Raw genomic sequence first — 12,598 nt, 5'->3', positions numbered from 1 at the left:
TTTCTTCAAAAACAAGAAAGGGAGCAGAGGCTCCCTTTCTTATTCAATTTGAGAATCAATGCGCTACGGATCGTTGACGCCGGACAAACCAACCGATAAGTCCTAGTCCTATCAACAACATCATATAGGTTTCTGGTTCTGGTACGGGAGGGATATAAATAGGTTGCGGATTAAATATAGTATCAGCCGTATAGGACAATAAGAAAGCTTCTGTGGCACCGTCTTTATTGGTGCCAAATCCTACCATTTGGCCGTGATTATTAATGTCCGAGATGAAAAGGTCTCTCCACCCGGAATCCGTCACTACATCTAGCGCTGATAAATCCGTCATGCCTCCATGACTATATAAAAAAATCCGACTATGATCCACATCAAAGCTGGAGGAAGAACCTATAACCTCACCTAAATCATTCATGCCTACTGCGGAAGAAGAGTCATCCCCTTTTAATACACCCAGGTTCATCATATTATTCCCGTCTGCGCTTGTTAAAAAGGCATATGCTAGGTTGCCTCCAGAATCTGTCTGGATATCGACAGACCCTACTACTTGACCGGCATTATTGATACCGAAAGCAGTTACGCCATTGCTACCGGGCAATCCTTTTATCTCATGCATATCCACGCCATTGGGAGCTGTAATTACACTGAATTTTGGCATAGACCAATCACCAGCCCATCCAGCTATTTGGCCGTGTTCATTAATACCGGCGGGAATAATCGATTTGTCATTAAAGGTCTCTAAAGTGCGTACATTCATGCCATTAGCACTTGTAATAAAAGTTGAAGAAGAACCATCCATCTCAAAGGTTCGTCCTAAAACCTGACCGGCATTATTGATTGAAATCCCTGAGTTCATCTTGCTGCCTACCTCCAAGTCAATGATGCCTTGGCCATTTGCACCTGTAATAAAGGCGTGAAATGGGGATTCACCTTGCCCGGGAAGTGTAGGTAAATAATAAGTTCCGGTAATTTGCCCGGCGTCATTAATATCCTGCGCATTACTGGCATTAATCGATGGAAATAACGTAGTCATTCCTGCGCCGTTAGATTGAATAATAAAGGCTTTCGATTCACCTGCAGCATTAACCGATTGACCGACAATTTGACCGGAATCATTAATTGCATTTGCTTTACTTTGATTACCCCCCAGCGATCCTAGTTCAGTAAAAGACCAATTTGCATATAAGCTTGTGCTAGAAAAGTAAAATATCATTGAGAATAATAATTTAAATGATGCTATAAGCTTGAAATGCCTTGGCTGAGAGTTCATTATTTCTCCTAAATATAAACAATATGGTTTACGGTAATCCATATCACTGAACTGGATGAGAACGGACCGCACGGATATTTTTGCTTAGATGCATTACATTATCAAGCAATATTTTTGATTAATTGCTGCAAAAATACAAAATGTTAGGTCGAGGGCGTGCCGATCATATCATGAATACGCTTTACCGTATCTGCATCTAAACCAAGTGCTTGAGCCAATTCTTTTAAATATTGCCTTTCGGCATCGGTATTAATGTCGATTGCAAATAATGAAGCAGCATAAACTTGCGCAGCTACTAAAGCATTCGGAACGCTTGTAACAAGATTTTTTATATTGAGAGGCTTATTAATTTCACTACGAATGAAATTTTGTTCTTCTGCGGTAATGCCATTTTCACCGACTTTTCCCATGATTCTGTCCATTTCCTGATCATCCAACTGACCATCGGCTTTTGCTGCGCTGATCATCGCACATAACATTAATTTTTCAGTGTTTTCTGATTTCATGGATTCGATCTGATCTTTACTAAGGATTTTTTCTAATGGTTCTGAAGCCATTGCGGTAGGTTGGATATTCAATTTGTTTTGCAATGCGTTGATAGCAAGCGTTCCTAGCATTGCTAATGCGCCGCCACCTAATGCACCCTTGATTGAGGAGCTTCCTCCTCCTAGTATGGCTCCAGCAATAGCACCGATACTGCCGATTTGGCTCGATGTCATATTATTGGTGGCATTTGCTGCTGTATTAACAGCATTTGCAACTTCTTTTGAGCCAAATAATTTTTTAAAAATTCCTGTGATACCTCCTTCCTCAGCATTTGTATGAGTGCTTTTATTAGTACTACCTTCCGAGTTTATTGAAGAATTTCTCGCCATATGTTCAAGCCTTGCTTTACCCTCTTTTGCTAGTGCTTTTATTAGATTTTCGACAATAGATCCGTATGCCATTTTATACTCCTTTGAATTAAAAACTTAAAATATTCCAGAACGTAAACATTGCAATTATTTTCATTCTTTTTGTATCAAATACCCGTCTCACAATCGTCTAAATCTTTTGCCTGAAGTCCACGATTTAACCAATTCATTCGATCTTTGGCAGAGCCATGGGTAAATGCTTCACGGCGAGGTGGAATACCAGCTTGGCGCATAATATTGTCGTCGCCAACTGCCTCGGCAGCTTGCATAGCTTCTGCTAGATCTCCCTTTTCTAGGAATTGTGTTCTTTTTTGCGTGTATTGTATCCACACACCAGCCAAACAATCAGCTTGCAGTTCCATTTTAACTTGGATCGCATTTGCGCCAATCCGAGACGATTGACTTTGCAGATCTCGCACTTTGTGCGAAACGCCTGTCAAAGTCTGCACATGATGTCCTACTTCGTGTGCAATGACATAAGCCACTGCCAGATCACCACTGGCACCCATGCGTTGTAGTTGTTCTAGGAAGCTCAAATCGAGATAAATTTTCTGATCGCCCGGGCAATAAAATGGGCCGGATGCAGCTTGCCCAGTTCCACATGCAGTAGGCGTCATATCAGTAAAGACAACTAAGCTTGGTGGTTTATAGATTTGTCCGGCTTTTTGGAAAATTTGACCCCAGGTATCTTCCGTATCTGCCAAAACGACACTGACAAATTTGAAAATTTCTTGTTCTTGATCGCTAGGTTGGTAAGACTCAGATCTTGAGATCGATCCATCTTGCTGTTGTAAGCTTTGCAACACCACGAGAGGATCTTGTCCAAAAACAAATACCGCAATCAATGCTATGATAATGCCTCCGCCACCAATCGCAGTGCCACCACGCGCGAACTGACCGCGCCTGTCTTCAACGTTGTTACTTTGCCTTCTTCCTCGCCAAAGCATACATCTCCTACAGCAATTATTGCTTAATAATTTCGGATTATCATATCAGATTGAAATGTTTGTGTGGTTTAATTAAAACTACAACTTGTGGCGGTGAATTCTTTTGGTTGGCAATATATTTCCTATTTCCCCCACATTTGTGAATTCATTATTTAAGGAGGCACTATGCGTATTCTCTTGACACTCGTAGCGACTTTTTTGTCGTTTTCTGCTTGGGGTTGTAAAAGTAATTTACTCGATCAAAATTTTCGACGTCTTGCGTCATCGGAAACGGTCAATCTATGCCAGGAATTTTCAGGTAAAGTATTATTGATCGTCAATACAGCCAGCAAATGCGGTTATACACCGCAATATGAAGGGCTGGAGCAGTTATATGAAAAATACCAACAACAAGGTTTGGTGGTTCTGGGATTTCCATCTAATGATTTTATGGGGCAAGAGCCAGGCACTGAAGCAGAAATACAGGATTTCTGTCGTTTGACTTATGATGTTAAGTTTCCGATGTTTGAAAAAACACCTGTAAAAAAAGAACATGCACATCCGTTCTATGTACAACTCGCACAATTGTCTGGAACCTATCCGAAGTGGAATTTTCACAAGTATCTGATCGGGCGCGATGGTCAGTTCATCATGCAATTTAGTCCTCACACTAAGCCGCTCGATAAAGAAATGATTGCGACTATTGAAAGCGCCTTGCAGCGGTAAAATTTAGACTAATTATTGGATACTTGATTGCAGAATTTGCATGAGTCTGCTGGCTATTTTAGGATTGTCGCTATCAATGGGATTGATTGCAGGAGCAGGCATCAATGAGACTTTCATTATTCCCGTAACCGTCTGTGCCGCGGCCATCCTTTATTTTTCAAAAAATAAAATTGCCAATCAGGAGGTATCTTGGCAGGGCAGTCAACGCATGGACCATTGCGTTACAATTGATCAAACTAAAACTTATTTTGCGTGGCCGGAAAGAAAAAAATTTGATTGCGGAGTATCCGGAGAGCTTTATTCAGATGACATCCATCAATTAATACATGACATTCAAACGAATCATGAATCTTTTCAAATTCGCAGTGAAGGACACGTCGAAGTTTTTTTGTTAACAGCCCACCTCATACCATGTGATAGTAACGTTCAAATCTTAGTCCGAAATAGGATTCTGGGGGTGTTCACACAGGAAGATAGTGAGACATTTCGTTTGCGGTTGAAAAAACAAAATGTACAACAACAGATAACGACATGCCAAGCCATTATTCAAAAAAACGTTTTAGTTGAAGAAGAAGCGCTTATTTTTCGTGTATTGCTTGATATTGAGCCATTTCGCGATCAAATAGATAGGATTCAACCTAATCCAGGCCAATAATGGCTGTCCGGCAATGGTCGTTTACCAAAGATCGCTTGACCGACGCGAACCACAGTTGCACCTTCTTCAATCGCTAATTCATAATCGCCGGACATACCCATGGATAATTCATCAAATGATAAGCCGCTAGGTGCTTCTTGGCGAAGCATTGCTTGAATTTCGCGCATTTTGATAAAGCATTCTCGTACCCGATCATGGTCGGAAGAAAAAATCGCCAGCGTCATAAGACCCTTGATGCGTAACGACGAATAGTTAGGTAGTTCTTTGACAAAGTCCCGTACCGCTTCTGGCGGTAAACCAAATTTGCTCTCTTCACCTGAGCTGTTGACTTGCACATAGACGTCGATTGCACGGCCTTCATTTTGTAATCTTTTATCGAGTTCTGCTGCAACTTTAAGGCTATCTAATGCCTGAAACTCATTGGCAAAGCGTGCTAAATACTTGGCTTTATTTGTTTGCAAATGACCGATTACGGCCCACTTGATGTCAAGATCATTCAGTGCTTCGGATTTCTCACGGGCCTCCTGAATTTTGTTTTCGCCCATTTCATGGCAACCTGCGGCATAAGCTAGCCGCAATTTTTCTGCAGGAACTGTTTTAGTTACCGGAAGCAATCGTACGCTGGCAGGATCGCGACCTATCCTTTGGCAGGTATCTACGATACGTTGTTTGACAGTTGCCAAATTATGCTTGATTTCATTAAATTGCTGTTCTTGAGTGGTATCCATTAAAATTTCTCCTGTTCCGAACTTCGGGGTTTTTTGTCTAACTTTTACTAGACGCTTGATGGAATATCATTTTCCACTGCTGGTCTTGATACTGCCAAATCGATGATCGGATTGATTCATTTCTGATATAGGCCGAGTCTTGGTGCTTGGATGCAGTATAAATTGCCAGTGCGCAATCCTGGGTTAACAATTTGATTCGAAAATTATCTAGTGACCATCGAATGGCTTTATTTTTGTGTAATAGCCATTGAATAACCTCACTTCTCGAGTGAATAATACCGTTGGTATCGATTTCTTCAAAATCAGCAGATAGCAATTGATCAAGCGACTTGGGGTTTTCTGTCCAATCATGATGTAATAGTTTCAGTTCGAGCTGTTGAATACACTCTGTCATATCTTGCGATTTCATGAGGGTTTTATTTAATACGCATTCCGGGTTGTGCACCAGAATCTGGTGAAAGAATAAACAACTCACCCGGATGGTTTCCCCCTGCAGCTAATACCATGCCTTCTGATAAACCGAACTTCATTTGACGCGGTGCGAGATTTGCGACCACAACGGTTAAACGTCCTTTGAGATGCTGCGGGTCATAGGCCGATTTAATGCCGGCAAAAACAGTACGTTGTTCATGACCCAGATCTAGCGTTAGCTTCAATAACTTTTCCGCTCCTGGAACGTGTTCTGCATCAGCAATTCTGGCAACACGCAAATCTATTTTACTAAAATCATCGATAGAAATGGTTTCGGCAATCGGTACAAAAGCTTGCGATGTTTTCTTGGTTTGCTCAGATTGCCCGATATTTCCTGGTTTGTCACCGACCGATAGGCTTTGCTTATTGGCCGCAATCAAAGCATCGATTTGTTTGGCATCAATACGGATCATCAAGTGTTGATAAGGGTTAATCATGTGTCCTTCGGGTAACAATAATGCTGAAACTGATCGCTCTGCCGATAAGGTTGGCCAAGTCAGCGGCTTGCAATTAAGAAAAGATTCAATTTTTTCTACGGTGCTGGGTATGATGGGTTTCATATAGTGTGACAACAGGTAGAATAATTGAATACCTAAACTGCATGCACGGTGTAACGCATCATCTTGGTCCGGTTTTTTGGCCATTTCCCAGGGCGCAAGTTGATGAATCATTTCATTGGCTGCATCAACGAATTTCATAATTTGTCGAATTGCAGCGGCATAATCTCGTTCCTCAAATGCATGTTCGATTTGTGCTGGTCGCCAAGTAGCAAAGTGCTCGTCAATGATTGTTCGTAACTGCTGATACTGTGTCCCACCGACTAATTTGCCGTCAAAGCGTTTGGTAATAAAACCGGCACAGCGGCTCGCAATATTGATAAATTTACCAATCAAGTCGGAGTTTACGCGCGCGATAAAATCTTCTAAATTCAAATCGATATCTTCCATCGTGCCATTCAGTTTTGCTGCGTAATAATAGCGTAGCCATTCGGGATTCAAATCTTGCTTTAAGTAGCTTTCAGCGGTAATGAAAGTGCCACGCGACTTGCTCATTTTTTCTCCATTGATAGTGAGAAAGCCGTGTGCAAAAATTTTGGTGGGGGTACGATAACCTGAGTTTTCCAGCATGGCGGGCCAGAATAGTGCATGAAAATATAAAATATCTTTGCCGATGAAATGATACAGTTCAGTCCTGCTATCTTTTTGCCAGAATTCATCAAAATTTATTTGTTTTTGTTCGCATAAGTATTTGAAGCTACCCATGTAACCAATCGGTGCATCCAACCAAACATAAAAATATTTACCAGGTGCTTCGGGAATTTCAAAACCAAAATAGGGTGCATCGCGTGAAATATCCCAATCGGAAAGCTTGTTTTCTCCTATATTTCCTAACCATTCGAGCATCTTGTTTGCAGCTTCCGGTTGCAAATGATCGGATTCACGTGTCCAGCGACGTAAAAAATCTACACAGCGCGGATCGGATAATTTGAAAAAATAATGCTCAGAGGATTTTTGTATTGGCTTAGCACCTGAAACAGCCGAATAAGGATTTTTTAATTCCGTTGGTGCATATGCCGCGCCACACGCTTCGCATGAGTCGCCATATTGATCTTTGGCATTGCATTTGGGACATTCTCCCTTGACAAACCGGTCAGGCAGAAACATGTTTTTAACGGGATCGTACAATTGCTCAATCGCCCGAATCGAAATCAAATCTATTTGCTTGAGCTTGTGGTAGATAGCCTCGGAGAAAGATCGCGTTTCGGGTGAGTGTGTGCTGTGATAATGATCGAATCGGATATGAAATCCATTAAAATCGCTCAAGTGTTCCTTCTGAACACGTGCAATCAGCGCTTCGGGGGTAATTCCCTCTTTTTCCGCACGTAGCATTACAGGGGTGCCATGCGTATCATCCGCACATACATAATATACCGTATGCCCACGCATTTTCTGGAAGCGCACCCAGATGTCCGTTTGAATATATTCCACCAAGTGACCCAGGTGAATACTGCCATTGGCATATGGAAGCGCTGAAGTGACCAGAATCCTTCGTTTGTTCATTAACCCTACCCACACAATAAAAAACCTTCATTGTAACAAACTGTATAAGCCAATCTCGATATTTGTTACCATCAGCTACTTTATTATTGACATGCATAAAAGATGCAAAGAGGTTCGTTATGGCAATTTCTGAACAAGATATATTATCGCTTCTCAATCAAACGATTGACCCAACAATCGGTAAAGATTATGTAGCAACAAAAGCTGTCCGAAATATTCGCATTGATCAAAACAATGTTTGGGTTGAAATAGAATTGGGTTATCCCTCTAACAGTGTTCGAAACGATGTTGAACAGCAAGTTGTGAGCGTACTAAAAACATTAGAGGGCATTGGGAATGTGCAGGTTACCGTGAGCAGCAAGATTATTCCCCACAATGTGCAACAAGGTGTGAAGCTGATCCCCGGTGTAAAAAATATCATTGCGGTCGCTTCAGGCAAAGGAGGGGTGGGAAAGTCCGCTACGGCTGTCAACTTAGCATTGGCATTGGCAGCTGAAGGCGCTTCGGTGGGAATTCTGGATGCCGATATTTATGGCCCGTCACAACCACAAATGTTGGGCATTACTGGGCATCCTGATTCCTTAGATGGAAAAACCATGGAGCCTGTTTTGGCGCATGGCATTCAAGCCATTTCTATCGGATTGTTAATCGATGCGGAAACACCAATGGTGTGGCGCGGCCCAATGGTTACCCAGGCATTACAACAGTTGCTTAATGACACTAACTGGAAAGATGTGGATTATTTGGTTATTGATTTGCCTCCAGGAACTGGCGATATACAGTTAACGTTAGCGCAAAAAATACCAGTAACGGGTGCCGTAATTGTGACGACACCGCAAGATATCGCTTTGCTTGATGCGCGTAAAGGGCTAAAAATGTTTGAGAAAGTTGGAATTCCAATTTTAGGCGTGGTGGAAAATATGAGTACGCATACGTGTTCGAAGTGCGGTCATACAGAACCAATTTTTGGTACCGGGGGCGGCGAAAAAATGTCCCACGATTACAATGTGGAATTATTGGGTTCATTACCGCTTGATATCAAAATACGTGAATATACTGACGCGGGAAAACCAAGCGTTGTTGCTGAGCCCGATGGAGCTATTGCAGCAGCTTATCGATTGATAGCCAGACGCATTGCAGCCAAAGTGGCTGAATACGCAGAAGATCATTCGGCGCTGTTTGCAGAGATCATTATGGAAAACGATTAGCTGGATTTTTAGTATTTAGTAAAATATAAGATAAAAATGACCATAAAATCAGATAAATGGATACGAAGAATGGCGCTTGAGCAAGGTATGATTGCGCCTTTCGAACCTGATCAAATTCGACAAAATAACGGTGAACGTATCGTTTCCTATGGTACTTCAAGCTATGGTTACGATATTCGCTGCTCTGACGAATTTAAGTTGTTTACCAATATCAATTCTACTATTGTCGATCCAAAAAATTTTGACTCCAATTCATTCATAGACGTCAAGAATGATGTTTGTATTATTCCGCCCAATTCTTTTGCTTTGGCGCGCACTGTGGAATATTTCCGCATCCCACGTAATGTACTCACGATTTGTCTTGGCAAGTCCACTTATGCGCGCTGCGGGATCATTGTCAATGTCACACCATTCGAACCTGAATGGGAAGGGTATGTCACTCTGGAATTTTCTAACACAACACCATTACCCGCCAAAATATATGCCAATGAAGGTGTTGCGCAAGTAATTTTTTTTGAGTCGGATGAGGTATGCGAAATATCTTATAAAGATCGTGGTGGAAAATATCAGGGGCAACACGGTGTTACGCTGCCAAAAATATAGTCTAATAATTGACTACTGTAGAAATTTTGAGGGGAAGCTATAGGAAAGCCTGTCTCGATGGAGATTATTTAAACCAATTTTCCAGAATGAAGAAATATTACGTTAATACCAGTGTCGAAATTAAATGTAACATGCCTAGGTAGAAAATTTTGGTATCAGTTTTTATCAAAATTTTCCGTTAACAAGAGCGTCAACTAGTGGGGCTTTGTTTTTAAAGGTTGTTTGCGTCGAATCTTGTTCTCAGACTGAAAGCGTTTGATTTGCGTTTATACCGGGACCGTAATGCGCGCAAACAAAAGTAGTACTATCTATTTTGAAATAAGGGGGTCATCATGAGAAATATCAAGAGCTTTTTTGCTTCAGCAGATTTAGTCAATATCCATATTCCTGAAACGTAGCCATTTTTACAAGGAAGACCTCAATGTACGCATTTCCATCTACGCTGCAAAAAACAAGCTCATCTGCCGAAGTTTTGTTTGATACGCACTCAGAAATCAGCCTGGACTTTAAATATGTTCAGGATGAATTAAAAAAAGGTTATCAAAAACCATTCTTGCTGGTTGACAGCAGTATTATTCGCAATAAAGCACAACGATTTAAAGCCGCAATGCCACGGGTACATCCGCATTATGCGGTAAAAGCCAATCCTGATCGACGTGTGTTAAAAATATTAATTGAAGAAGGAGCAGGATTTGAAATTGCTTCAATTGCTGAGCTTGATTTGTTGTTGGAGCTTGGTGTGCTTGCCCAGGAAATATTTTATAGCAATCCAATGAAATCTCGTGCGTATCTTGAATATGCAGCTGCCAAAGGCGTCGAATGGTTTGTGATTGATAGTGTTGAAGAGCTGCGAAAAATTGTGAGTGTCAAAGCGGATGCAAAAATGTATCTGCGCATAGATACACCCAATATTGGTAGCGACTGGCCTTTAGCTGGAAAATTTGGAACGCATCTCGGCGATATCCATGAGATCATTCAAGAAGCTTCAAAATTGAGAGCAGATTTGGTCGGAGTGACGTTTCATGTGGGTTCGCAATGCCGTAATCCCCAGAACTGGCGAGTCGGCATTGAGCGTGCAAAAAAAGTTTTTGATGACATGAAGACAATGGGACTGAAACCAAGGTTACTGAATATCGGTGGCGGTTATCCAGTACGCCATACTAAGCCTATTCCTTCCATTGAAGCTATCGCCGATGTCATAAATGAAGCCATTGCTGATTTACCGGATGGTATTCGTATTATGGCAGAACCTGGCCGCTATCTGGTATCGGATTCGGCTTATTTCATTTGCCGTATTGTAGGAACCGCAACTCGAAACGGTAAGAAATGGATGTATTGGGATGCAGGTATGTTTGGTGGCGTAATTGAAATTACCGAAGGTTTGCGCTATGAAATCATTACAGATCGTAGTGGAAATCCTATCCCTTGGTCTGTTGCTGGACCTACATGCGATTCAGTGGATGTACTCGTTCACGATATGATGCTACCAAGCGATATGCAAGAAGGGGATTTTATTTATATTCCTAATGCCGGAGCTTACACAACCGCGTATGCGAGTAATTTCAACGGATTTCCGTTGCCTGACGTAAAAGTTATCTGAAAACATATGAAAGACAGAGCGATGATGTCATTGTCGCTCTGTTATCTTCTGATAAAAGAGAATAAATACACGTACTGTACTGTTTAAATGGAAGAGGGCGTTTTTCGATCGAGAGTGATTAAATGATATTCTAGCTGATCGATACCCTCAGAGAAGTGTATCGTGCGCTCTGTTTCATGCCATTCTTGTGAATTTAATTCAGGGAAAAAAGTATCGCCATCGAATTTTTTCTGTATCTCAGTGAGATAAATGCGTCGGCTAAACGCTAAAGTTTGACGAAAAATTTCCTCACCACCAATCACAAAAGCTTCATTTTCTGCTGAGTTTTTTTCGAATCCTGCAGCAAAAGCACTTTGAATCGAATCAACTACAATCGCGCTTGGGATAGTATAGTTTTTTTGTCGAGTGACAATAATATTGGTTCTTCCTGGTAATACTTTTCCAATCGATTCATGGGTTTTTCGCCCCATGATGATGGGGTGTCCCATGGTAAGCGTTTTGAAGTGTTTGAGATCTTCCGGTAAGTGCCACGGGAGTCGGTTATTTTTACCAATAACCCGGTTTTTGGACATTGCTACTAATAAAGATAGAAATGGTGATTTCATACGGAGATTGGTGCTTTAATTGCCGGATGTGGGTGATAATCCGTTAAAACAAAATCTTCGAAATCGAACTTTAGAATATTTCGCCGCTCAGGATTGAGTGTCATGGTCGGCAATGATCTTGGTTCTCTCGTTAACTGTTCTCTGGCTTGTTCCAAATGATTCAGGTATAAATGTGCGTCGCCAAAGGTGTGAACAAAATCTCCAGGTTGTAAGTCGCAAGCCTGCGCAATCATGAGCGTCAATAAAGCATAGGATGCAATATTAAAGGGCACGCCGAGGAATACGTCTGCGCTGCGTTGATAAAGCTGACAAGATAACCGGTTATCGGCAACATAAAATTGAAAAAGCGCATGGCAAGGTGCTAATTTCATTTGATGCAGTTCGCCTACATTCCAAGCGGAAACCAACATGCGTCTGGAATCCGGGGTGTTTTTTATTTGCTCGATGAGCAACTGGATTTGATCGATTTTGCTTTTGTTTGCAGTGCCCCAGGATCGCCATTGATGTCCGTAGATTGGGCCTAAATCTCCATTCTCATCAGCCCACTCATCCCAAATTGTTACGCCATGTTCATTTAAGTACCGAATATTCGTATCGCCACGCAAGAACCAGAGCAATTCATAAATAATTGATTTAACGTGACACTTCTTGGTTGTTATTAAAGGAAAGCCATCATTCAAGTTAAACCGCATTTGGTAGCCAAAAATTGATAACGTGCCAGTACCGGTACGATCAGATTTTGTGCACCCATGATCAAGAATGTGTTGCATTAACTCCAAATATTGTCGCATATATATGTGGCTTTCTTTTATAAGAAAAAATTAAGAAGTTA

Annotated in this window: 13 protein-coding genes; 5 read left to right on the top strand and 8 right to left on the bottom strand. The window is 41.5% G+C overall.

Going from position 1 to position 12,598, the window contains the following annotated elements:
* Positions 1-55: 55 nt before the first annotated feature.
* The 3 genes from W03_RS10980 to W03_RS10970 form a co-directional block, all read right to left on the bottom strand.
* Positions 56-1,270, bottom strand: a complete 1,215-nt coding sequence (locus W03_RS10980) for a PEP-CTERM sorting domain-containing protein (protein WP_244073280.1) — start codon at positions 1,268-1,270, stop codon at positions 56-58.
* Positions 1,271-1,413: 143 nt separating this feature from the next.
* Positions 1,414-2,217: a tellurite resistance TerB family protein gene (locus tag W03_RS10975; protein WP_244073278.1), complete on the bottom strand. Its 804-nt coding sequence runs from the start codon at positions 2,215-2,217 to the stop codon at positions 1,414-1,416.
* A gap of 74 nt (positions 2,218-2,291) precedes the next feature.
* Positions 2,292-3,131 carry a neutral zinc metallopeptidase gene (locus W03_RS10970; RefSeq protein WP_244073269.1) on the bottom strand — a complete coding sequence of 280 codons (840 nt, stop codon included), beginning with the start codon at positions 3,129-3,131 and terminating at the stop codon, positions 2,292-2,294.
* 165 nt (positions 3,132-3,296) lie between these two features.
* Between W03_RS10970 and W03_RS10965 the strand changes: the two genes are divergently transcribed.
* Both W03_RS10965 and W03_RS10960 read left to right on the top strand, forming a co-directional pair.
* A complete protein-coding gene (locus W03_RS10965) occupies positions 3,297-3,836 on the top strand; it encodes a glutathione peroxidase (protein WP_244073268.1) in 540 nt (179 codons plus the stop codon).
* Between the two features lie 40 nt (positions 3,837-3,876).
* Positions 3,877-4,491 carry a hypothetical protein gene (locus W03_RS10960; protein WP_244073266.1) on the top strand — a complete coding sequence of 205 codons (615 nt, stop codon included), beginning with the start codon at positions 3,877-3,879 and terminating at the stop codon, positions 4,489-4,491.
* Here W03_RS10960 and W03_RS10955 read toward each other — a convergent pair.
* Genes W03_RS10955 through metG form a run of 3 tightly spaced genes read right to left on the bottom strand, consistent with a single transcriptional unit; the run spans position 4,470 to position 7,750 of the window.
* On the bottom strand, positions 4,470-5,219 hold the full coding sequence (locus tag W03_RS10955; protein WP_244073264.1) for a YggS family pyridoxal phosphate-dependent enzyme: 750 nt from the start codon (positions 5,217-5,219) through the stop codon (positions 4,470-4,472). The two genes, W03_RS10960 and W03_RS10955, sit on opposite strands and share 22 nt — an antisense overlap.
* Before the next feature lie 37 nt (positions 5,220-5,256).
* Positions 5,257-5,613 (bottom strand): DUF4440 domain-containing protein, encoded by a 357-nt coding sequence (locus tag W03_RS10950; protein WP_244073263.1) that lies wholly within the window; start codon positions 5,611-5,613, stop codon positions 5,257-5,259.
* Between the two features lie 22 nt (positions 5,614-5,635).
* Positions 5,636-7,750, bottom strand: coding sequence for a methionine--tRNA ligase (gene metG, locus W03_RS10945; protein ID WP_244073260.1), 2,115 nt, complete (start codon positions 7,748-7,750; stop codon positions 5,636-5,638).
* 119 nt (positions 7,751-7,869) lie between these two features.
* Between metG and apbC the strand changes: the two genes are divergently transcribed.
* The 3 genes from apbC to W03_RS10930 all read left to right on the top strand — a co-directional run bounded on the left by apbC (position 7,870) and on the right by W03_RS10930 (position 11,161).
* Positions 7,870-8,958 carry an iron-sulfur cluster carrier protein ApbC gene (gene apbC / locus W03_RS10940; RefSeq protein WP_244073259.1) on the top strand — a complete coding sequence of 363 codons (1,089 nt, stop codon included), beginning with the start codon at positions 7,870-7,872 and terminating at the stop codon, positions 8,956-8,958.
* Between the two features lie 36 nt (positions 8,959-8,994).
* Positions 8,995-9,561 (top strand): dCTP deaminase, encoded by a 567-nt coding sequence (gene dcd / locus W03_RS10935; protein WP_244073257.1) that lies wholly within the window; start codon positions 8,995-8,997, stop codon positions 9,559-9,561.
* A 421-nt stretch (positions 9,562-9,982) separates the two neighbouring features.
* Positions 9,983-11,161, top strand: a complete 1,179-nt coding sequence (locus W03_RS10930; protein WP_244073255.1) for a type III PLP-dependent enzyme — start codon at positions 9,983-9,985, stop codon at positions 11,159-11,161.
* Positions 11,162-11,244: 83 nt separating this feature from the next.
* On the opposite strand, the gene W03_RS10925 is transcribed toward W03_RS10930, so the two are convergent.
* Together W03_RS10925 and W03_RS10920 are read right to left on the bottom strand one after the other, a co-directional pair.
* Positions 11,245-11,766 (bottom strand): dihydrofolate reductase, encoded by a 522-nt coding sequence (locus W03_RS10925; RefSeq protein WP_244073254.1) that lies wholly within the window; start codon positions 11,764-11,766, stop codon positions 11,245-11,247.
* Positions 11,763-12,557: a thymidylate synthase gene (locus tag W03_RS10920; RefSeq protein WP_244073252.1), complete on the bottom strand. Its 795-nt coding sequence runs from the start codon at positions 12,555-12,557 to the stop codon at positions 11,763-11,765. Before W03_RS10920 ends, W03_RS10925 begins: the two co-directional genes overlap by 4 nt.
* Positions 12,558-12,598 lie beyond the last annotated feature (41 nt).

Origin of the sequence: Nitrosomonas sp. PY1 (genome assembly GCF_022836435.1) — a bacterium.
GTDB lineage: Bacteria > Pseudomonadota > Gammaproteobacteria > Burkholderiales > Nitrosomonadaceae > Nitrosomonas.
This window is presented reverse-complemented; position numbering and strand designations above follow the sequence as displayed.

What these genes read in the sequence shown, in the direction of transcription:
- W03_RS10980 (WP_244073280.1), bottom strand. Translation starts at nt 1,270, where the DNA reads ATGAACTCTCAGCCAAGGCATTTCAAGCTTATAGCATCATTTAAATTA.
- W03_RS10975 (WP_244073278.1), bottom strand. Translation starts at nt 2,217, where the DNA reads ATGGCATACGGATCTATTGTCGAAAATCTAATAAAAGCACTAGCAAAA.
- W03_RS10970 (WP_244073269.1), bottom strand. Translation starts at nt 3,131, where the DNA reads ATGCTTTGGCGAGGAAGAAGGCAAAGTAACAACGTTGAAGACAGGCGC.
- W03_RS10965 (WP_244073268.1), top strand. Translation starts at nt 3,297, where the DNA reads ATGCGTATTCTCTTGACACTCGTAGCGACTTTTTTGTCGTTTTCTGCT.
- W03_RS10960 (WP_244073266.1), top strand. Translation starts at nt 3,877, where the DNA reads ATGAGTCTGCTGGCTATTTTAGGATTGTCGCTATCAATGGGATTGATT.
- W03_RS10955 (WP_244073264.1), bottom strand. Translation starts at nt 5,219, where the DNA reads ATGGATACCACTCAAGAACAGCAATTTAATGAAATCAAGCATAATTTG.
- W03_RS10950 (WP_244073263.1), bottom strand. Translation starts at nt 5,613, where the DNA reads ATGACAGAGTGTATTCAACAGCTCGAACTGAAACTATTACATCATGAT.
- metG (WP_244073260.1), bottom strand. Translation starts at nt 7,750, where the DNA reads ATGAACAAACGAAGGATTCTGGTCACTTCAGCGCTTCCATATGCCAAT.
- apbC (WP_244073259.1), top strand. Translation starts at nt 7,870, where the DNA reads ATGGCAATTTCTGAACAAGATATATTATCGCTTCTCAATCAAACGATT.
- dcd (WP_244073257.1), top strand. Translation starts at nt 8,995, where the DNA reads ATGACCATAAAATCAGATAAATGGATACGAAGAATGGCGCTTGAGCAA.
- W03_RS10930 (WP_244073255.1), top strand. Translation starts at nt 9,983, where the DNA reads ATGTACGCATTTCCATCTACGCTGCAAAAAACAAGCTCATCTGCCGAA.
- W03_RS10925 (WP_244073254.1), bottom strand. Translation starts at nt 11,766, where the DNA reads ATGAAATCACCATTTCTATCTTTATTAGTAGCAATGTCCAAAAACCGG.
- W03_RS10920 (WP_244073252.1), bottom strand. Translation starts at nt 12,557, where the DNA reads ATGCGACAATATTTGGAGTTAATGCAACACATTCTTGATCATGGGTGC.